At 43.4% G+C, this 22097-nt stretch carries 20 protein-coding genes; 7 read left to right on the top strand and 13 right to left on the bottom strand.

Annotation, left to right across the window (positions count from 1 at the left end; all coding sequences use genetic code 11):
- Positions 1–1041 carry a riboflavin biosynthesis protein RibF gene (gene ribF, locus JMY08_RS05820; protein ID WP_201592143.1) on the top strand — a complete coding sequence of 347 codons (1041 nt, stop codon included), beginning with the start codon at positions 1–3 and terminating at the stop codon, positions 1039–1041.
- 151 nt (positions 1042–1192) lie between these two features.
- On the opposite strand, the gene JMY08_RS05815 is transcribed toward ribF, so the two are convergent.
- The 4 genes from JMY08_RS05815 to JMY08_RS05800 all read right to left on the bottom strand — a co-directional run bounded on the left by JMY08_RS05815 (position 1193) and on the right by JMY08_RS05800 (position 6248).
- Positions 1193–1432, bottom strand: a complete 240-nt coding sequence (locus JMY08_RS05815) for a DUF2789 domain-containing protein (RefSeq protein WP_201592140.1) — start codon at positions 1430–1432, stop codon at positions 1193–1195.
- A 266-nt stretch (positions 1433–1698) separates the two neighbouring features.
- Positions 1699–2682, bottom strand: a complete 984-nt coding sequence (locus JMY08_RS05810) for a malate dehydrogenase (protein WP_010201497.1) — start codon at positions 2680–2682, stop codon at positions 1699–1701.
- Between the two features lie 308 nt (positions 2683–2990).
- Entirely contained in the window at positions 2991–3767 is a 777-nt protein-coding gene (locus JMY08_RS05805; RefSeq protein WP_227679606.1) for a hypothetical protein, read from the bottom strand.
- A gap of 360 nt (positions 3768–4127) precedes the next feature.
- Complete coding sequence (locus tag JMY08_RS05800; protein WP_201592138.1) at positions 4128–6248, bottom strand: lytic transglycosylase domain-containing protein; 2121 nt, start codon at positions 6246–6248, stop codon at positions 4128–4130.
- Positions 6249–6595: 347 nt separating this feature from the next.
- On the opposite strand from JMY08_RS05800, the gene miaB reads away from it, so the two are divergent.
- Positions 6596–8089, top strand: coding sequence for a tRNA (N6-isopentenyl adenosine(37)-C2)-methylthiotransferase MiaB (gene miaB, locus JMY08_RS05795; protein ID WP_201592136.1), 1494 nt, complete (start codon positions 6596–6598; stop codon positions 8087–8089).
- Positions 8090–8190: 101 nt separating this feature from the next.
- Here the strand turns inward: miaB and JMY08_RS05790 are convergent, their stop codons facing one another.
- The 5 genes from JMY08_RS05790 to JMY08_RS05770 all read right to left on the bottom strand — a co-directional run bounded on the left by JMY08_RS05790 (position 8191) and on the right by JMY08_RS05770 (position 13372).
- The gene (locus tag JMY08_RS05790) at positions 8191–8427 is read right to left on the bottom strand and encodes a hypothetical protein (RefSeq protein ID WP_227679603.1); all 237 of its coding nucleotides are present in this window, start codon (positions 8425–8427) and stop codon (positions 8191–8193) included.
- 150 nt (positions 8428–8577) lie between these two features.
- Positions 8578–9792 (bottom strand): RtcB family protein, encoded by a 1215-nt coding sequence (locus tag JMY08_RS05785; RefSeq protein WP_201592134.1) that lies wholly within the window; start codon positions 9790–9792, stop codon positions 8578–8580.
- Positions 9793–10559: 767 nt separating this feature from the next.
- Entirely contained in the window at positions 10560–11294 is a 735-nt protein-coding gene (locus tag JMY08_RS05780; protein ID WP_201592132.1) for a LysE family translocator, read from the bottom strand.
- Positions 11295–11437: 143 nt separating this feature from the next.
- On the bottom strand, positions 11438–12685 hold the full coding sequence (gene argE / locus JMY08_RS05775) for an acetylornithine deacetylase (protein WP_201592130.1): 1248 nt from the start codon (positions 12683–12685) through the stop codon (positions 11438–11440).
- Positions 12686–12718: 33 nt separating this feature from the next.
- Positions 12719–13372 carry a UPF0149 family protein gene (locus tag JMY08_RS05770; protein WP_189585512.1) on the bottom strand — a complete coding sequence of 218 codons (654 nt, stop codon included), beginning with the start codon at positions 13370–13372 and terminating at the stop codon, positions 12719–12721.
- Positions 13373–13579: 207 nt separating this feature from the next.
- Between JMY08_RS05770 and JMY08_RS05765 the strand changes: the two genes are divergently transcribed.
- Positions 13580–14023: a hypothetical protein gene (locus JMY08_RS05765; RefSeq protein ID WP_189585515.1), complete on the top strand. Its 444-nt coding sequence runs from the start codon at positions 13580–13582 to the stop codon at positions 14021–14023.
- Positions 14024–14227: 204 nt separating this feature from the next.
- The gene (gene zapA / locus JMY08_RS05760) at positions 14228–14704 is read left to right on the top strand and encodes a cell division protein ZapA (protein WP_201592128.1); all 477 of its coding nucleotides are present in this window, start codon (positions 14228–14230) and stop codon (positions 14702–14704) included.
- 87 nt (positions 14705–14791) lie between these two features.
- Here the strand turns inward: zapA and JMY08_RS05755 are convergent, their stop codons facing one another.
- The 4 genes from JMY08_RS05755 to JMY08_RS05740 all read right to left on the bottom strand — a co-directional run bounded on the left by JMY08_RS05755 (position 14792) and on the right by JMY08_RS05740 (position 19055).
- A complete protein-coding gene (locus JMY08_RS05755; RefSeq protein WP_201592201.1) occupies positions 14792–15058 on the bottom strand; it encodes a hypothetical protein in 267 nt (88 codons plus the stop codon).
- 298 nt (positions 15059–15356) lie between these two features.
- Entirely contained in the window at positions 15357–17450 is a 2094-nt protein-coding gene (gene glyS, locus JMY08_RS05750) for a glycine--tRNA ligase subunit beta (RefSeq protein WP_201592126.1), read from the bottom strand.
- A 9-nt stretch (positions 17451–17459) separates the two neighbouring features.
- Positions 17460–18428: a glycine--tRNA ligase subunit alpha gene (gene glyQ / locus JMY08_RS05745; protein WP_201592198.1), complete on the bottom strand. Its 969-nt coding sequence runs from the start codon at positions 18426–18428 to the stop codon at positions 17460–17462.
- Positions 18429–18842: 414 nt separating this feature from the next.
- On the bottom strand, positions 18843–19055 hold the full coding sequence (locus JMY08_RS05740; protein ID WP_010201518.1) for a PspC domain-containing protein: 213 nt from the start codon (positions 19053–19055) through the stop codon (positions 18843–18845).
- A gap of 507 nt (positions 19056–19562) precedes the next feature.
- On the opposite strand from JMY08_RS05740, the gene nadR reads away from it, so the two are divergent.
- The 3 genes from nadR (at position 19563) to JMY08_RS05725 (ending at position 22092) form a co-directional block, all read left to right on the top strand.
- Positions 19563–20633 (top strand): multifunctional transcriptional regulator/nicotinamide-nucleotide adenylyltransferase/ribosylnicotinamide kinase NadR, encoded by a 1071-nt coding sequence (gene nadR, locus JMY08_RS05735; protein ID WP_201592124.1) that lies wholly within the window; start codon positions 19563–19565, stop codon positions 20631–20633.
- Positions 20634–20740: 107 nt separating this feature from the next.
- Entirely contained in the window at positions 20741–21478 is a 738-nt protein-coding gene (gene pnuC, locus JMY08_RS05730) for a nicotinamide riboside transporter PnuC (protein ID WP_201592121.1), read from the top strand.
- Positions 21479–21651: 173 nt separating this feature from the next.
- Positions 21652–22092, top strand: coding sequence for a DUF962 domain-containing protein (locus JMY08_RS05725; RefSeq protein WP_010201522.1), 441 nt, complete (start codon positions 21652–21654; stop codon positions 22090–22092).
- Positions 22093–22097: the final 5 nt, after the last annotated feature.

The following is a 22097-nucleotide window of genomic DNA, read 5'->3' as shown; positions in this document are numbered from 1 at the left end:
ATGAACACCTATTTTCTTGAGCAACTGATTGCGTCGCCGAGCGCTTTGCCTGCACATACAAATCCGATAAATCTAGCACCTTGTGCGCTGACTATCGGCAATTTTGATGGCGTACATCTGGGTCATCAAGCGATGCTGGCTCAAGTTCGTGAGATTGCCCAAGCGCAAAATCTTGGCTCTGCCGTCATGATATTTGAGCCACAGCCTCGTGAATTTTTTGCCCCTACTACTGCCCCCGCACGCCTGACCAATCTAGCCGAAAAGCAAGCGCTGCTAGCAGAGCATGGGGTCGAGACTTTGATTGTAGCGAGCTTCGATACTGATTTTCGTTCGCTGTCAGCACAGGCATTTGCAGATATATTGGCTAAGCGTTTGAACGTAAAAGCATTGGTACTGGGTGATGACTTTCGCTTTGGTCATGACCGTACTGGCGACAGTCAGTTTTTGCGGGATTATGGCTTGGATGTGACCAATCTGCATACCGTTATAGATAACGGCGGTAAGGCTTCCCGTATTAGCTCCACTCGCGTTCGTGACTTGTTATTGGCTGGTGATATTGACGCCGCTAACACGCTGCTTGGTCGTGATTACGCAATTACAGGCATAGTTGTTGGTGGCGATCAGATAGGCCGCACCATGGACTTCCCTACGGCTAATATCGATTTGCAGCGCTTAAAACCTGCTTTGCATGGTATCTTTGCCGTCGATGTGGTGAGTTTAGATGATCATGGTAAAGTCATCGCTAATGGTTTAGCCGCGCAAGCGATTAACGGAAAATCAGGCGTAACAGGTTTGCGTCCACACAGCTTGTTTGGCACAGCCAGTATTGGTATTAGACCCTCTGTTGATAAAGGCAGTGACTGGCGTTTAGAAGTACATTTCCCAGAATTGCAGGCTGATTTATATGGACTAAATTTACAGGTTCGTTTTTTACATTATTTGCATGGTGAACGACATTATGATGGCTTAGAGGCGCTAAAAGTCGGTATTCACAATGATGTAAAAGCGTTGCTTGAATGGCGAGCCGAGCAGCCTAACTAGAATGTAGGAAAGTCTCGAACTTAGATTATACGCATTGCATTCAAGATATAGAAAAGCAAAACCCACGACATTCTAAATACAATGTCGTGGGTTTTTGCTTTTCTATGCTTCTTGTTTGTCTTTTAGATTAATCTATCTTGTAGATTATTTTTTACGCATCTGGATGCATACGCACGTTTAAATCATCGATGACTTCTACCCATTCCGCATCTTTTTCCCATTCTTCTTGTAAAAAAGCACGTTGATTGTCTGTCCAAACTTTTGCCTCTACTAGCTTTTCTTCTTTTGCCAATTGGTGTTTTTCAACAAAGTTATCAATCGCTTCATCTGAGCTATCAAGTCCCAATTGAGCAAATAACTCATTCATATTATATTCAGGTTCACCCAACATACTTTTCTCCTTATATGGTGCATATTTTAGTTTTATTTATTATTTAGGCTAACCACTTTATTGTAGCAAGCTTTATTCTAATAACTGTTAACCAACGTTTATCTAACGTTATCAATTGTATTAATAGTTGAGCCTCAAACATTAATACAATTGATAAGAGCGATTAAAAATAACAGATATTTAAACGTAAAAAAGCCTTCAAACAAGAAGGCTTTTTATACATAACACGATTGCAAGTAGCACTAAAGTTTTAGCAAGCTACCTGACTATGGTAGTAAATGAGCTACTGCATCACGCTCTTCGCTAAGCTCTTGCTCAGTCGCTGCCATTTTCTCTTTTGAGAAATCAGATGACACATCAACGCCGTCTACGATAGACCAGTCGCCGTTAGTGCACGTGCATGGGAATGAGTAGATTAAGCCTTCAGCAATACCATACTCGCCGTTTGAGTAAACACCCATAGATACCCAATCGTTTTCATCAGTACCTAGTGCCCACGTACGCATGTGTGCGATAGCAGCGTTGGCAGCAGAAGCAGCAGATGATGCACCGCGAGCTTTAATAATCGCTGCACCACGTTGTTGTACTTCTGGGATATAAGTGCCTTCGTACCAAGCACGATCAACCAAGTCTAATGCTGGCTTACCATTAACAGTACAAGCCGTTAGATCTGGATACTGAGTTGATGAATGGTTACCCCAGATGATCATTTTTTTCACGTCATTGACAGTGCTGTCAGTTTTACCAGCCAACTGCGCCATGGCACGGTTGTGATCCAAACGAGTCATCGCTGTAAAGTTACGTGGGTCAAGATCTGGTGCATTACGCTGAGCGATAAGTGCGTTAGTGTTGGCAGGGTTACCCACAACCAATACTTTAACGTCACGGCTTGCTACGTCATTCAATGCTTTGCCTTGGGCTGAGAAAATCGCAGCGTTGGCTTCTAGCAAATCTTTACGTTCCATACCTGGACCACGCGGACGAGCGCCAACGAGCAAAGCATAGTCGATATCTTTGAATGCAACGTTTGCATCATCAGTTTGAACGATACCGGCTAATAATGGGAATGCACAGTCTTCTAGTTCCATAACCACACCCTTCAGGGCGTCAAGTGCTGGAGTGATTTCAAGCAACTGCAAAATAACTGGCTGATCTTTACCTAGCATCTCACCAGATGCAATACGGAATAGCATCGCATAGCTGATGTTACCAGCGGCGCCAGTAACGGCAACACGTAAAGGCTGTTTCATTGACATTGAATACTCCCTAATTGATGATTATCATTATAGATATCGACTTGCTCACTGAACACTAGCAGTCTTAAACCGAGAGATAGTGTAGCACTTCCCCCCGTTAACCGTCTAGAGAAAGCGCGAACGCTATCCATCACTATATTGTTACATTTTATACGAGAGGATATTGGTATCGGTCAAGCCTTTATAGATAAAGGATGGAGAATGAAGAGGAAATGATAAAAAAATAGCTTTAGTAGAAGTAACTTAATCAGGATGATATTTATAAATGAGCAGTATTCATCCATCGTTCGCCAAAAAGAACGTTACTTACCGCCTGAGATAATAAACTTTTTGCCGCAATTATCTACCACTTCACTACAGCTACCAAATTCACTGCCTTCGTAGCAAACGTGGACATCAGTTAATATCGTTTGGCGTCGACTGCCCGCTTGGCAAATTAAATCAATGCTAGAAGCAGGCATGCCACTATTAAGGCGAGTCATTTGTCCAATAAAGCGTGATTTTGAGACGGTATAACTGTTGCCAGTATTGAGCTCGTTGGGCAATTTTAGGGCGCCAGCATAGTTGGTTATTTGGCGAAAATAACTACTGGCACTCAATGGGCTACAAGCACCATAATGTTGCCATACTTGGCTACGCACTGTCGTGTCTGGCATGATGCGGTTGACAACTTTTAGTTGTAATGGGGTCAGGCGCGGCTCGACACCGCGCCCACAGCGCTCGCCATAGCCCATGTCTAAACCTGATACCGTTAATGAATACCCTTCTAGACATTGACGCATACGTACTCGTGTTGGTTGCAAGCTACATAATGCAGGCGTCATCTCAATCATTAACACACGTTGACCACTCTTGACGGCATTGGCCGCTTGCGCTGGTATGATCATCACACTCTGTAACAATAGCAAGGCGACCCCGCCCATCACCGTATACCCTTTATCCTTATATTCTTTGCCTATCGCATCCTTTTTACGTATCGCACTGTCATTTAGCTTCGTAGATAACTTTATCGTGACTGGTTCCGATAGAGTGTCCACCCGCGTCTGATTCGACAGCTGACGATTGGCTTGCAATAACATAGGCAAATTGAAATATTTTTTGATCATAAGTAGTTAGGTATCTAGCAACGATAAAAGAGTGGGCAAGCTTAAATAAAGGTGCTCAAAGTATAAATATTCATTGAACCAAGCTTAAAATAAACCAAAAAAAATACAGACAACAATTAAAGCAATGGTAGCAAAATGCGTTTTTTAATCTATAGCAGAAACGTAAACATCGCTTAAGTATTAAAAACAAGACAGAAATCAGAGAGAATACAAACCTCTATATAGCAGAATAATAACCCATTGATTCAAATAAAAATGAATGCCGAAAAATAGATATAAAAAAAACCATTAACAGTCTATCGTCAATGGTTTCTTTTTTACTAAATGAATAACCTAAAATGCAGCTGGCACCGTACCCATACGTTGACTAATCGGCTGACTACGACCCAATAAGCTACTATAAATCGTAGCGTTCTCCATTACGTGTTTCACGTAATTGCGCGTTTCAGGAAAAGCGATTGACTCCACGTATTGATCAGCGGCTAACGAACCATAGACCGGCTGCCAGCGCTTGGCATTATTAGGGCCAGCATTATAGCCCGCCGTTGCCAATACTGGCTGATAATTTAGTTTGCCCAAAATATCTCCCATATACCAAGTACCATAACGGATATTGGTATCACCACTGTTGGCACGGCTAGCACTATAAGTCTCACCTAAATTACGGGCAATATATTTTGCTGTGTCAGGCATGACTTGCATCAACCCACTAGCACCAACACCTGAGCGTGCTGAGGCTACAAATCGACTCTCTTGACGCATGATGCCATAAGCCCATGCCGGATCAATCCCCGCCGATTGGCTGTAGCGAACGACGGCATCTTGGTGCGGCATCGGATGCGACAATGCCAAGCTGTCGACTCTGTCCGTATTGTCAACGGCATAGATCGCCCGATCGAGCCAGCCCATGTCATGTGCCAAGCTAGCAGCGGCGATGATTAGATTGTCATCACGATTGTCACGTGCTTGCTTGACTGCCCAGTTCCACTCACGGTTGGCATAAGCGCGGCTGGCATCAGCGTTATATAAAGCAAAGGCACGAGCAAAGTTGCCATCTTGCATGACGCGGGCACGATCGGCAGTGCTAACATTGGGTAAGTTGCTACCGCCTAAGCGACTGGCGTCAAAACGCTGACCGATTCTGTCTTTTGCCATCAGACCATAGTAATCATTGCTTTTTGCTAGGTTTTGATACATTTTCTTAGCAGTATTACTCTTACTGCTATTGCCTGATTGCTCATAAGCGCGAGCCAGCCAATACTGCCACTGATTGCCTTTTTGAGTTTCACCATCCATTTTTGAGATGGCTTCGACCACATCGTCCCAACGACCAAAGCGAATCGCTGCCATGGCATAGTCTTCAGCTTCTTCGAAGTTAAAATCGTCATCTAAACTGTTGCGGAACCAATCAACTGCTTCAGCGTTAAAACCATCGTCAGTATTATGATTCATACGCTGTACCCCAATGGTACGATAAGCATAGCGACGGGTTTCATCGTTCAATAGTTTGACTGAGCGCTGATTGTCTTGTTTGATATCAAAATCTAACTGTAACGCTGCCTCACGATAAGACTTGTCAGCGATACGGCCTATCGCATACAGATAGAGATACTGATTGGTCTGACTGGCAGGCTCACGACCAAAACTGGTAAAGAATGATGAAGGATTTAGCTGAATCTCACTCAAAGCAGAATAAGCAATGGGCGTGCCTAAACGTGATGACAACGCCATAATATCGCCAGTTTTGCCTTTTCGAAGCATACGTTTCAGACGAGCAGCACGATCTTGATTACTAATCAGCGCGTTGTTATTCATCTCCATCGCTAGCTGATCACACAAAGCAGGCTGTTTTTGGGTGGTCAGCCATACATCAGACTTGGCTGCCATGGCGCGCATGGTATCACCGCCATTATTGAACCCAAGCGCAACGGCACAGCGCTCGCTGGCATCGGCATTGGTAATCAAGTTTGCCACTTGTCTGACTGAGGCATAGTCATTCGAGCCTGCTTTGGTCTCAGCAAAATCCGCAACCAATTTCTCAGCCATGACAGTATCAGGATACTGACGTACAAACTGCGATACCGCCGCTGAACTTTGTGAATTAAGATCTAGATTCATCCGCCAATAAGTAGGATACATCGCAAACAAACCGCCGCTCATCATTTGTTCGTAATTATAAAGTGCACTGACATCACCGCGATCTGCTGCGATAGCAGCGGCTGTAAATGAGTCAACACTACTGTCTTGTTGATAATTACTTTCTGGTTGATAGCTGTCGTTATCACCCCATGTCAGCTCTGCACAAGCAACTTGCGATATGCCTAGCGCACTCACTGCTGTCGCTACACTCAGCGCGCTCATCCGTAGCGTACCGGATGTGAGCCGCTTTGACGCGTGCTTTTTACTGGTAGACTTTTCATCCTTGATGCTATGAGCAACACGCAACTTTGTCATACTGACTCTCTTTATGATATCTCTACAAATAAGTGAATAGCGATTCGCTAAGTATCGCCAAGGTTATAGCACTCATCATACTATATTCATTGTACTTTCAACTATCTCCTTTACCTTTTGTTAATAAATAGGACAGTACGGTGTAACATAGAAATGGTTTCTAGTCGCAGTTTTTGTCAAAAGCGCTGCTAATTCTAGTAAATAATTGATACTGCTATGAATTGTTTATCATATTGATGACCAATAGCCTGTGCTAATTTTTCACATTGGCAGAGGGTTGTGATAAAATATGCCACCTGTTAATCGGCTACCCTGCTATATTTTTAGTCAATCATGGACTTATCCTTATGAGTGTTACTGTATTCAATCCCCGCATCAATGACGCTGCTGTTGCTCAGACAACTGCTACTGCGCCTGCTGTCACTGCACTCAAAGAAGCAAGTTCAGCCCAAGCACCCGTCGAAAAAGCAGTGACCAAAAAGGTCTTTGTCACCACCCAAGGCTGTCAGATGAATGTCTATGACTCTGGCAAAATGCTAGACGTGCTAGGCGATTCTCATGGCATGGAAGTGACTCATGACATCGATGAGGCCGATGTACTACTAATGAACACTTGCTCTATCCGCGAAAAAGCGCAAGAGAAAGTATTTTCAGAATTGGGTCGCTGGCGCAAACTAAAAGAAAAACGTCCCGATCTCGTCATTGGTGTTGGTGGTTGCGTGGCATCACAAGAAGGTGACAACATCCAAAAACGTGCGCCTTACGTCGATATGGTATTTGGCCCGCAAACCTTGCATCGCCTGCCAGAGCTATATGATCAATCACATGAACAGCGTGAAATTGCACCAAAAAATCGTATTGGCACAGTTGATGTCTCATTCCCGAGTATCGAAAAGTTCGACTTTTTGCCTGAGCCGAGAGTAGAAGGCTTTAAAGCCTTTGTCTCTATCATGGAAGGCTGCTCAAAATATTGCTCATTTTGCGTCGTTCCTTATACCCGCGGTGAAGAATTGTCACGTCCACTCGATGATGTATTGGCAGAGATTGATAGCTTGGCAGCGCAAGGCGTACGTGAAATCAACCTCTTGGGTCAAAACGTCAACGGCTATCGCGGTGAAAAGGATGATGGCAGCATTTGCCGTTTCGCTGAGCTGTTGCATTATGTCTCGCATGTCGATGGTGTCGAGCGTATTCGCTATACGACCAGCCATCCGCTAGAGTTCACTGATGACATCATTGATGCGTATGCACAATTGCCAGAGCTGGTATCACACTTACATCTACCGGTTCAGAGTGGCTCAAACGCTATCTTGGCAGCGATGAAGCGCAATCATACTATTGATGTGTATATCAATCAGATCAATAAGCTTAAAGCCATTCGTCCGGATATTCACTTGTCTAGTGACTTTATCATTGGATTCCCTGGTGAGACGGATCAAGACTTCCAAGATACTTTAAATCTAGCAAAAGAATTGAACTTCGATCACTCTTACAGCTTTATCTACTCTAAGCGTCCAGGCACGCCAGCGGCAGAATTGCCAGATGATGTGAGCTTCAAAACTAAAAAAGAACGCTTGGCTGAATTCCAAAAAGTCATCATTGATTCGACGCTGGCTAAAACTCATGAAATGGTTGGCACTACGACTCGCGTCTTGGTTGAACAAGTTGCCAACCGTCATCCCGACTGCTTAATCGGTACAGCGGATAATACTCGTACGGTTATGTTCCCATATGACGTTGATACAATGGATGAGATGTTGGGTAAACTTGTGAGCGTACGTATTACTGATTTCGTCAGCCCGCACATGGTCAAAGGTGAGCTAATCGAAGTATTGGCATAGCGGTTAAGGCAACAATGGTTAAGTTATAAATTTGAGTAAGAATAAAAAAGCCGTTCACTATAATAGCGAACGGCTTTTTTGTGCGTGAATACTAACCATCATTATTCTGATAGCCAATCTGTCTTCCGTAACTGCTGCTTGGTTTCGCGGCGGCGTTTTTTGCGGACGATATCGATATCCTCCTTTTCATGAATACCACCTTTTCTTAATAATGGGTCTAATGCCAAATAATTACGCGGTTTGACAGTGCCTAACGAGTGCTGTGTACCCGCCTCAACTTGCTGTTCTAGCTGCCGTTCAATTTGTTTGGCCTTTTTCAATGTTTCTTTTAAGCTCATATTTTTACCTATATTTTTAATAACTCTAAATCTGTTTTATATATTCGAGTGACCCCATAGTAAGACCACGATTAGGAAATCGAGCGCAAATAGTACACTTAGTACATTAAACTCGATTGACACCGTCGTGACTCGCTATGGTTTTACTTGTTAGCCTTTAATACACATGACTTGCTTCAGCGTATGCACCACTTCGACTAAATCCGTTTGATTGGCCATCACTTCATCGATGTCTTTATAAGCGCCTGGTATCTCATCGATGACGCCTTTATCTTTGCGACACTCGACGCCATCCGTCTGCGCTTTTAGCTCATCGATAGTGAACGCTCGCATGGCTTTACCTCGACTCATCTGTCGCCCTGCCCCATGTGAACATGAGCAAAACGATTCAGCTTCGCCCAAACCGCGCACGATAAAGGATTTTGCACCCATAGAGCCCGGGATAATACCCAGCTCACCTGCATAAGCGCTAATAGCGCCTTTACGCGTCACATAGACTTGCTCGCCGAAATGCACTTCTTCATTGACATAGTTATGATGACAATTAATGGCTTCTTTGGTGAGCTGAAATCGTGGCAACCCCGCTTGTGGCGACTGTAATGACTTAATCACTAAGCGCATCATTTCACGGCGATTTTCTAACGCGTAATCCTGCGCCCAGCCTACCGCTTCGATATAATCGGCAAAACTATTAGACCCTTCGGCAAAGTAAGACAAATCACGATCTGGCACATGACCAAAGCGCGATTGACGTTCTTTTTTGGCAAGGCTAATAAAGTATTGGCCGATACAATTACCAATACCACGGCTGCCAGAGTGCAGCATGACCCAGACATCTTTGTTTTCGTCCAAGCACAGCTCAATGAAATGATTGCCACCTCCGAGTGTTCCTAACTGCTTCGCCCAAGTACGCTCAAAGCCTTTGAGCATTTTAAGCAAACCTGGATGCTTATCAGTAATCGGTTTTAGGCGTTTGCCTAACGGGTCAAGCGTTGAATTCTTGGCTTGGATTTGTTTGTGCATGTTGAAACCAACAGGTACTTGCTGTTCAACGATCGACCGCAGTGATTTTAAGCTGTCAGGCAAATCACTCGCCGTCAGGGACAAACGCACCGCATTCATACCACAGCCAATATCGACACCAACTGCGGCAGGAATTATGGCAGACTTAGTCGGAATCACACTGCCAACTGTAGCGCCTTTGCCAACATGCACATCGGGCATCACCGCAATATGTGAGTGTACAAACTCCAGCTGGGCTAAATTGCGTAGTTGCTGCATCGCCCCTTGCTCAACATCCGAGGTGTAAATCTTGACGGGTACGCCGTGCTTACGGTTTTCGTTTAATATTAATTGAATGCTCATTACTTATTATTTCCATTTTATTATTTTGATAACCATGCATATTTTTTTAATTTACTGATTTTTATAATTTTAGACATCACTAATTCATCTCAATTAAACAAAACGTTTAATAAGAAAAAAATAAAGCTAAATCACAGGCAATAAAATACCGTTTCTTATTAATTGAAAAATCAATAAAAATACATAGTTTATTTATGATGGACGTTTTAAAGAAAGCTTTTACCATACCAAAATTGAGAGCATAAATATTATGCACGCAGAAAGGCATACGCTAAACAATAGCGTGAATCGCCTTATTGGCAATAATGGTAAAGCAAAATGTGAGGTAGACGGATAACAGCAAGCGCAATATGGCTTAGCACAATCGCAGAGCGATTTTGGCACAGTAGACTTAGAAGAGAGTTAGCGCAAGTAGATACAGAAGGCTATGCGTTGGTATCATTCAATAGGATATCACTCAGTAGCTTACATATAAATTTAGCCAAACCTTTTCGAAGTCGTCATTGCTGTCATATGGTTTACACATTCAATCTTTAAAAACGTCTTGGTAGTTAAATAGGACACGATGATTCCTCCATAGGTTGTGGCTAATTATTGTAGACAATAGTAGCAGGTTTATTGGAATGATTTATCGCTTACATAGAAGCTAATAAGTCAATAGTGCTAATAATAACGATTTAAAAAATAAAGTCAATAATTAATCTTACTTTATAGAAAAAATTATATTTTATTGAAAGCCTTATTTTAAACACAGAACTCAGAAATCTTTAAACCATAAAACTATTTATAACTTCAGCCAATAAAGCAGCAGCAATGATGATAAATATCACCCCGCAACCACGATTGAGCCAAGCCAAGCGATTACCCACATCTAGCCAACTTGCCAGCTTCTTACCACCCAACGTATAAATGATCTGCCAAATTGTCTCACTCAAAAACAAGCCGATGGTCAATAAGATATATTGCGGCCATAATGGCGCACTGAAATTGATAAATTTAGGAAAAAAGGCAGCAAAGAACAAAATGGCTTTTGGATTGGACAACGATACCCAAACGCCAGTACGAAACAAAGTCATATTACTTGGGGCAGCTTTAGCAGCAGCACTCGAGAGTGAGCGCGGCTGCGGTGTACCAACTGTATCTTCACTATCAGAAGAAGGATAGTCAGCCGCGACTTCTTCGCTCATTTCACGAGCATCACTCATTAAGCTACCATTGCCAGCATCACGCCATGAGCTAATACCCAGATAAATCAAGTATGCCGCGCCAACGGCTTTAATGATCGTCAGCAGCCAAGGTGACTGGCGACTGATCACATCCAAGCCAAGCAATGTGGAAAGCAGTAGCACAAACAACCCAAGGCTTAAACCTGCCAGCGTCCACAATGTGCGCTTCACGCCGTAGTTCATACCATACTGGAATGCTAGCAGCATATTGGGACCTGGGGTCGCTGAGATAAAAAACGTACTCGCAAAAAATACCGCAAACAGGTGCCAAGACATCAACCAACCCCTACTCTTTTATTTGAAATAAACTTGAAACATGAAAAAGAGGCAAAAAATAAACACCGCCATATAGACGGTGTGTTTTATGCCAACTTAGATAAAAAGTTAGATGAAAAAACAATCACTTGCTTCTCAATCTACTAATTAACCGCACAACTAGTTAACAGCTTCTGCAAAAACCCATCACAACGTACAATTTCGTTAAGTTCAACGTATTCATCCGCCTTATGAGCTTGTTCAATACTACCAGGTCCACAGATGATTGTTGGAATACCTGCATTGGTAAATTGACCGCCTTCAGTCGCGTAAGCCACTTTATGACGCTCATCATCCCCTGTCAATGCAGCAATCAATGATTGTAGTTCAGCACTATCATTATCAGTCATTGCCGGTACGCTTTCTTCTTGCATCAGCTCAATGCCAGTCTCTGGCGCGCGGGCTTGCATCTGCGCATTTAATTCCGCAATCTTGGCTTGAATAGGTTCCAGTACATCGTCTTGCGTCATATGCGGCAGATTACGATAATCAAAGGTAAACTCGCACAGATTGGGCACGATATTGGTGGCCGTACCACCATGGATGGTACCTACTGACAACGTTGAATAAGGCACAGTGAATACCTCATCCCCATCTTCAAGAGCACCGTTACGAGCACTTAGCTCTTCGGCAAGCGTATCGACATAGCCCACCAATTGGCTGGCATAGCTAATGGCATTGACCCCTTGTGCAATCAATGAAGAATGCGCTGACTTACCATGCACACGGCAACGATAAACCGCAATACCTTTATGTGCCACCACCATAGCCATATTAGTTGGCTCACCAACGATACAATAATCAGGCGTAATACCGCGCGCCTTTAAATCTGCCAATATCAGTGGCGCGCCTAGACAGCCAATCTCTTCGTCGAATGATAATGCCAAATGCAATGGGCGACGCAGCTGGCCTGCATTAGATAGTTTTACCGCTTGTGGCAACATCGTCAGCGCACAAGCGATAAAGCCTTTCATATCACAAGCGCCGCGACCATAAAGCTTGTCACCACGAATGGTTGCTGTGAAAGGCTCAGACGTCCAGTCTTGACCGTCGACTGGCACCACATCGGTATGACCAGATAGCACGAGACCATGATTGACGTCGTCAGCATTTGCCCCTGCTGGCACAGTGACGAATAAGTTGGCCTTATTTTTGGCTTCATTAAAGGTCAAATCGACGCTCAAACCCAATTGCTCGCAGTAAGCTTTTACGTCTTCAATCAAAGCTAAATTAGAGTGACGACTGACCGTATCAAAGCCAATTAAGCGCGTTAGCCAATCGATACTTTGGGTGGGATAATTAGCATCAGTCAATACTTGACTGGCATCATCGTTACTACTCTGTATAGTCATAAAACATCCTTATTATGATACGTGATACTCGTATTATGAGGGATTGTGTTGGTTCATAATATCAACAACTGGCGGCATTGGTTTTGATACCTTACCTTCTGCTTGCAACTCTTTGGTGGTTTTGGCATCAATGGCAAGTCCAGAAATCAAGGCGATGTCTTTGACGGGCTTACGTTGGCGAGTGGCAAAGCTCACTGGTACCATACGCGCAAATTCATAAACATGCAGGTAAGACTCTTCACCACCTTCAAAGTCTTCATCGTCTTCTAATCGAATCCCACCGATTTTAGCCAAATCCGACAGCATCTCGTTTTCTTCGCTACTCAGACGGCAATCAGTAATGCCAAAACCCGTCATAAAGCCATTTGCCCACTGTTTCAGTGCCATCACGCGCTCGTATAAATCATGTTCATCATCTGGGACTAATGGCGTATAAGAGTAGGCATCGTCTTTGTCTTTGAGCTGGAACACTATATCTTCAGCTTCTTCTGTCAACAAAGTCAATGCAGGCTCTGGTAAAGCGGCGAAGCTCAGCTCTTCAAACACCTTCGCCCATACCTTTTCATCAGGTGCATCGCAGGCGGTCATCAGCCCTGTCATCAAGCCGTGTACCTCACTGATAGACACGTCAGTCCAATCATCAAATGCAGTCAGCCATGTATTCCAGCCAGAGATATTATCATTCATAATAGATGTCCTAGTGATTGATTAGTAGTATTAAATAGAAACAGACACCGCGCGATATCATTAACGAGGCGGCGGCTAATAGAAGTTATGAAACAAAGCGGCATACAATTACTTTGTTGATATAGATATTATGCGGTCACCTATGGCATTATTAAACGCAGAGAAAAAAATTCATTCACGCTTACTTGTTAAGGATAAAAACTGACTATGTATGATCAACTTAGAATATTAGAAAAAATGATACTCGACATCAAAAAACAGTATCAGCTTGTCAGTGCTGAACTTAGCAGCCTCAAAAAACACCCCGCTACCGATCCAAAAGAACTTACCACACTCCAGGCCAAGCTCGATAGCAGTTATACAGAGCGCGATGGTGCCAAAAAGAAGCTGAACGACCTCGATAACCGCTATCAAAATCTGGCAGAAGCGCACCATATGATCGGTGAAGAGCAAGATAAATTGCAAAAGCAAATCAGCCAATTACAACAAGAAAACAGCGAGCTGCTACAGCATAATAATGAATTAAAGCAACAGTATAGCGATATCAAACAGCAAAATAATGACTTGCAAAAGAAGAATCAACTGGCCGCTGAGCGTACGCAAGTGGTGTTAAAACGCTTAACCCGTATCGACCAAGCAGAAGGTTCATAAATAGCAGCACGAGGACATAATTGACGAATATCACTGTCTTCAAATAGCATTTTTATCGATAAAAGCCATGTTTACCAAGTACCTTAGTTATCAAGGTTATCAAGTACCTTAATTATTAAAAATACAGCATTGATTAAGCCAACAGACTCACACGTGTAAGCTCTTATATCACTCACTTTAATGACATATATTGTAGGATTTATCATGACTGATGACCAGACTATCCCTTTAGATAAGCAAGCGCCAAACAATCAATCACAAAACAATCAACGGCCAACCAACGGCCTTAAATCCCAAAAAGCCGTGCCAAATGCTTCAGCCCCAAATAATTCGGCTCCACAGAGCGTCGCTGCTAAACCTGCACCTAAAACGAATAGCACTCCTGAGCCGCAGATTAAAAAAGTAGATATTGCAATTGCTGGGGTCACCTATCCCATCTATTGCCCAGTACACGAGCAAGAAGAACTACATTCAGCCGTCTCTTATATCAATAACTATGCGCTCGACCTAAAACGCGACGCGCCGAGCCTGAGCCAAGAGAGCTTACTGGTACTGTGTTGTCTGAATTTATACGAGAAAATTCATGCGCATCAAAGAAGTGATGAAGATCGTGTTCAAGGAGATAAGCAATCCGAAGCATTACTCAATAAAATCATGAAGGATGCACACTCTATCTTATAAGTAAACACGGATCTGTTGAATAGATAAGCGCTTAGCTCTGGTGAGCCAAGCGCTTTTTTACGTCTAATCCACAGCCGAATTACTTACTTATGCATTAGGATTATAAGTTCTTCCAGCATGAAAATCCGCTTGATGTTCATAGTTGCAAAAGAATAACTCCTGACTGCCTTTAATATCAGCGTCAGTATTGCCATCGCTACTTGCCACCAAGCTCGGCTTGGTCTCTAGAACACCGCGGTACTCAGCCAAACTGTTACCACAGAAGTTGCAGTGACGCAGTGTGGTCACATCACCATCTTTTGGCATCATGCTTCTGGGTGCGCGCGGGTACATAAACTTGTAAAAGCCCCACATCACAATCCAGATAATAATTATCATCATAATAGCAGCGAACACAGCATTGCTCCTTGAATGAGGGGTAAACGTGAGAAATGATTAAAATGGCTCAGCCAATGATTATTCACTACGTCTTAATAGTATAAATTTTACCGTCAATAATAGTGACAATACAATACCTTTACCGTTCAATTATTGATTTCACTGAATTGCTCATTAGATAATCGTACTCACTGATTGCAGTGCTACAACAAAAAAACTGGCCACGTTAAGCCAGTTTTTTTGCATCGAAACCAACAATCAGGTTTCAGTAAAATTACAGCTGCAGCTCACTAATATCAGCCACGGTTAAGAATAAAGCTCGCACTTGCTTAAGCAACGCTAAGCGATTGTTCTTTAGTGCAGTATCTTCACTGTTGACCATGACATTGTCAAAGAATTGCGTCAACGGCTCGTCTAAACTGGCTAGCGTTTGCAATACTTGCGTATAGTCAGCCTGCTCAAGCAATGGTTGCACCGCTGTTTGTGCTTGCTGCACACTCGCATATAGACTTTGCTCAGCAGGTTCAGACAACAACGCTTCATCAACATTATCAGCGACGCTTACCTCTGATTTGGCCAATATATTGGCGACACGTTTGTTTGAGTCAGCCAACATCGACGCTTGTGACAGCTCGCTAAATGCTTGCACTGCACGGATACGCTGATCAAAATCAAGCGGCATATGCGGGTTAATCGCTTGCACCGCTTGAATCGTATCGACGCTAACACCCTGCTCGGTATACATCGCCCGATAGCGCGAGTTTAGGAATGCCATTACTTGGGTAAACGTATCACCCATTTTGGCAATCTTGCTGCCTTCTTCCGTAGTGTAGTTCTTAATCGCTTGCTCAACCAGCGCTACCAAGTTAATCGGTAGCTGCTTCTCAATCAAAATACGCAAAATACCAATGGCTGAGCGACGTAAGCTAAACGGATCTTTTGAACCCGTTGGTGCTTGGTCAATCGCAAAAATACCGACGAGCGTATCCAAACGATCCGCCAATGCTAAGCAAATACCAATCGGCGTCTGAGGCAATACATCACCGCTGAATTTCGGCAGATATTGCTCTTCTAAACTGGCCGCGACCGCTTCTGGCTCGTTATTCAAACGCGCATAATACGTACCTGCGATACCTTGCAATTCAGGATACTCACCAACCAATGAGCTTGCCAAATCCGCTTTGGACAAAATACCAGCACGTACCGTTTCATCGATACTAATCTCACTACCTTGTTGTTGCATCAAGGCGGCGATAAATGCAGCAAGCTTGGCAATACGCTCAGACTTCTCCCAAATCGTACCCAGCTTGTCTTGGAAGACGCGAGTTTTTAGGCTTTCTGTTAGCGCAAATAATGGCTGCTTTTGGTCTTGTAAGAAGAAAAACTCTGCATCAGCCAAACGTGGACGCACGACTTTTTCATTACCTTCAATAATTTGGTTCGGGTCTTTTGACTCAATATTGGTAATAAAAATAAAGTAAGGCTGCAACTTGCCAGTTTTATCTGTCAGGCAAAAATACTTTTGATCCGCTTGCATGGTAGAAATAAGCGCTTCTTGTGGCACTTGTAAGAAGCGCGCTTCAAAGCTTGCTCGTAAGGCAATCGGAAAATCAACCAACGCCGTCACTTCGTCTAGCAACGCTTGCGGCACAATGGCATCAGAGTTAACTTCATCTGCCAATGCTTTGACTTGATTTTTAATCAGCATTTGACGCTTATCAAAATCAGCAAATACTTTTAAACCACCTAGTAATTCTTCATAGTCATTGGCATGACCAATGTTATGGTAGTCAGGGCTGTGGAAGCGATGACCACGGGTTTGAGTGCCGGTCTGATGACCTTGGATGGTCGCATCAATGACAGCATTATCTTGCATCAATACTGCCCATTGTACTGGACGCACGAACTCATTACGGCTAGCGCCTGAGCGCATACGCTTAGCAATAGGTAAGTTATCAAGCGCTGTTTGGAAAATAGCGGGCAGCAATTCAGTCGTTGCTTGGCCCTGAATGGTTTGCTCATAACCGATATAATCACCTTTATCGGTGTTAATCGTTATCAGCTCACTGGCCTCAATACCCAAGCCTTTGGCAAAGCCCATCGCTGCACGTGTTGGATTGCCCTCTGCATCGAATGCTGCTTTAATCGCTGGACCACGTTTTTGCTCGCTGCGATCTGGCTGCTTATCGCCAATACCCTGAATTTGAAGCGCTAAACGGCGCGGCGCGGCAAAGGCTTTGATACTATCGAAGCTGATACCTGCTTCAGTCAACTGTTCAGTGACACTTGCTTGTAGCGCGTCACGTAGAGGTTTTAGGCTTTTTGGAGGCAGTTCTTCACACCCCAATTCAAATAGAATAGTACTCATGGGATGCTCCTATTTATTATTAGTAGTTTGGTTATTATCTGTGTTTTCAGTGGCTTCTTCTTTTGGCAAATACTTATCGAGCGCTGCCTGACGATGTTCCTCGTCTGCTAATGGAAAGCCTAACTTGGCACGTGCTTCAACATAACCAATAGCAACCTTACGAGCAAGCGTACGCACACGTAGGATAAAACGCTGACGCTCAGTCACTGAAATAGCACCGCGAGCATCAAGTAAGTTAAAGGCATGTGAGGCTTTTAACACCATCTCATAGGCTGGTAGTGGCAAACCCTCGGCAACTAGCTTATCCGCTTGCTGCTCATAAAAATCAAACATCTGACCCATCATCGGCACATCGGCGTGCTCAAAGTTATAGGTAGACTGCTCAACTTCATTTTGATGAAAGACATCGCCATAAGTGACACGACCAAACTCACCATCTGCCCAAACCAAGTCGTATACGCTATCGACGCCTTGTACATACATCGCCAAGCGCTCAAGACCATAAGTAATCTCGCCAGTGACTGGGAAACATTCGAGACCGCCTACTTGCTGGAAGTAAGTAAACTGCGTCACTTCCATACCGTTTAGCCAAATCTCCCAACCAAGTCCCCACGCACCTAGCGTTGGTGACTCCCAGTTGTCTTCAACGAAACGTACATCATGCACCAACGGATCGATACCAATAGCTCTTAGCGAGTCTAAATATAGCTCTTGGATATTAGGTGGATTCGGCTTCAACACTACTTGGAATTGATAGTAATGTTGCAAACGATTCGGGTTATCGCCATAGCGTCCATCAGTAGGACGACGTGACGGCTGCACATAAGCGGCATTCCAGCGCTCAGGACCTAACGAACGCAAAAATGTCGCCGTATGAAAAGTACCTGCGCCAACTTCCATATCATAAGGCTGCAATATCACACAGCCCTTGTCAGCCCAATAGTTCTGCAAGGTTAGGATTAGATCCTGAAAAGTCATCGGTTGAGAGTTTTTCGCTTCAGTTGTCATAGTTTGAGTTGTCATAGTTTGGGGCATCATAATAAAGCCACTGTGGAATTAGTATTAGGGTCTGTTGAACAAAACGTTGATAGCACTCGTACAGCCTACTCGGCAACGACTCTATTTGTCTGCTCACCTTACTAAAAAATGACTATTTTATCTATATTTACATCAACTAAATTTATCAAGCAATCAAAGAGACACCCTAAAAATGATGCGTGTTTGCTCATTGAGCAGTAAAAGCTTCGTCGACGAAAGCATAAATGACAAAAAAATACCCAAATGCGTGAACATTTGGGCAGGAGGAAAAGTATGTCTTTGGTATCCTGATTGATCAGGCTTTTTATTTTTTAGTTAAACTTTCAAAGGATAGCTTTAGATCTTAGAACTGGCTTATTGATACGATTCATTTGTTGCTTTGGGCATGATTATCCATAAAATGATATAGATTAGGATGCCTGGTACTGCCGCACTCAATGATGAAATAATTACAAATAACACTCTTACCCAAGTAGGTGACCAGCCGACATACTCTGCAATGCCGCCCATCACACCTGCTATCATGCGATTGTTCTGTGAGCGATGTAATTTTGCTAATTTAGCCAAATCAAATACCTCTCTAATATAGTTTATCTTTTACTTATTTTTGATTGTATATAAATGCCTACTATTGAAAACACCTACTATTAAAAATATTTACCATTAAAGACGTTTATTCTTAAAAATGCTTAGCGTTCTCAACTTATGAATAATTATAGCAATGTTTAGAAGTTAATCTGTTGAGTATGTAGACGTACTTTGTGAGTTTATGCTACCTAAACTTGCCCTAACCTGTCATAAGGCCTCGTAAACCCCTGATTTTAAATAGATATTTCAAAATGTTTCAGAGCGCAGTTTATTTCTACAACCTTACGGCTTTACTACAGTGACTCTAACCTTTTGATATTCCAATAAATTATGACAAATGGTTAACATGCCCATAAAAGCGAGGGAAATATTAAGTTATACAAAGTAAATTTGGTAGATTTACGGTATTTTTCTGAGCATAAAACGGCTGTTTACAATAACCTACCTGTAAGTCTGAACAAACCTTTATATAGTCGGTTCAACATAATGTGGATACAGATAAGGATAGCTATGTACGAGACGGGTTTAATGATTGGGCATTTTGAGCCTCTGCATTTGGGGCAGATGCGCAGCATATTGGCAGCGGCAGGACAAGCAAAGACCTTGCATATCGTCATCATGGCACACCCATCACCGCATGCCGATTTTAGTATCACCTTACAAGACAAAGCGCGTTGGTTGCAGATGGCTTGTGCAGACTTGCCTTTTGTTCGTATTCATACCACTCATGAGATTGAGCTGCCTCTACATGATGGCTTCGTTGATGTGACAATCGATATTGCCGCCAGTAATGCCAAATTACAACGTTTGACAGAAGCGCTCAACTTGCCCGCAGAGGCAGTATTGTTTGTCGCAGAAAACCATCCATTGGCTCAGAGCGATGTTTATGAGCAGTTATCGATGCCAGTCGTCACTACCCCGCTACAGCCTGAGTTTGATTCTTATTCCATCGCTCTTGACCCCGTAGCGCACTGGTCAGCGCTGCATCCACAAGCACGTGGGGACTATACCAAGACCGTTGCCATCGTTGGCGGTGAAAGCTCAGGTAAGACGACACTGGTGCACAAGCTTGCCAACTACTATGGCGCTAGCTTTGCATTAGAGATGGGACGACTGTATGTCGGCACGGATTTGGGTGGGAGCGAGATCGGGCTACAATACAGTGATTATGCACCCATTGCGCTCCATCATGCTCAGGCGATACGAGAAGCAGCAGCTAGAGCGACCGCACCGGTCACTATTATTGATACTGACTTTGTGACCACTCAAGCATTCTGTGAAGAATATGAGGGTCGCACGCATCCTTTTGTCGCTGCTTGTATTGATGAGTTTCGCGTAGACCATACAATTATGCTGGACAATAATACGCCGTGGGTGGATGACGGTATGCGCTCATTAGGTACGCCTGAGGCGCGTGGACGCTTTGAGCAGCGCCTAGTCGACATCTTTGCCCGTCATGATATTAAGCCGCACATGGTTGATCAGCCTGATTACGATGCACGCTACCAGCAAGCGTTACTGCTTATCGATCAGTATGTTTATGGTAAAAACTCTTAGAATAAAAAACATACCCAAAATTCATGAATTTATAATAATATTGCGGCTGTCAGTGTCTTTTATCAGCACCTTCTTGATAGCCATATTCATTTTAGGAAAAAACAGTTATGCGCATTCAGCTATTAGACAATATTACTGGAAAATGGGCGCTGCAATGGATCATAACCTGGTTCATTTGTGGCGTTATTGCGTTATCAGCAGGTTTTTGGCTCACCACAGACCACACCACGCTTGATTGGTTTTATTTGGCTGTCTCATTTATCGGTCTGATATGCGTGGTGTCGCTGTCATTCCGAAAAAACGTCATGGGCAATGGCTTTGGGATGGGCGCTACCGCTGGCGAAGTGGTGGTACAAGCCACTTCCGGCGCAGTCGGCTTGATGCTGGCACCGTTATTTAACTTTTTTACCCATGTCTACGGTATTTTTTATTGGTCAAAGCACACTGACCCTGATGGCGATATGATACCGAAGTCTGCTAGCAAAGCGGTTTGGTTAATTACCGCCGTATTTATTGTTATCGGCTTGGTACTCTTCCCCACCGTCAACGACTTATTGGCCAACTACGGCTACGCGGTCGTAGAAGACGATAGCAGTCTATTTTTAGGTTTCATCTCCTTCTTTTGGATTAACGTTATTGCTTTTGTATTATCTATTACTGCGCAAGCCGCGATGATTCTGCGTTATTCTTTTAGCTGGTGGTTATGGATTATCGTCAATTTTGTTTGGCTGATCGTAAATCTCATGTCGGGCAATTATATTTTTGCTATTCAGACCATGGTTTACCAAGTAAATTCTTTCGTTGGCCTATATGAATGGTATCGCAGCGAGCAACTATCCGCATAAAACATATTGGCTCAAAATGAACCCATTTGGCATCGTTGGCATAATCTATTTTGACTGTGCGGTTTACCAGATAATATGGTAGATTGCACAAATTAGTGCTACAACTGGTAGTCGTCAGTAGACTCACGCATTGAGCTACTACCAGTCATTCATTTACTAACACGGAGGTTAGTATGTCTCGCAATCGTCAACAAAAGATGTCTAAGCGTACTCTTGAGCAATGGCTCAGTGAGTATTCGGTCAGTCATCAAAACCTAATCAACAAAAAAATCCATTGGCTGTGCGTCCCCACTATTTTTGTTAGTCTATTAGGAATGGGTATGTCACTGTCGGTCTGGTTTACTTTGGTGCTTAGTGCCTTAGTACTCTTATTCTATATGAAACTCTCGACGCCATTATTTTTGGCAATGGGGATTTTTATTCTCATTTGTCTATCAGTGATGACCTTATTACCTTTAAGTTTCAAGGTTTGGGCAGCTGTTTTTGTGGTTGCTTGGATTGCCCAGTTTATTGGTCATAAAGTCGAAGGCAAAAAACCGTCATTTCTTAAAGACTTACAGTTTTTATTAATTGGTCCAGCTTGGGTCGCCAACAGTCTTATGCGACGTAACTAGGGCGT

The sequence above is a fragment of the Psychrobacter sp. Pi2-51 genome, from assembly GCF_904846665.1.
Taxonomy (GTDB): domain Bacteria; phylum Pseudomonadota; class Gammaproteobacteria; order Pseudomonadales; family Moraxellaceae; genus Psychrobacter; species Psychrobacter glaciei.
Note: the sequence above shows the minus strand (reverse complement) of the source record. Positions and strands in the feature narration are given on the sequence as shown.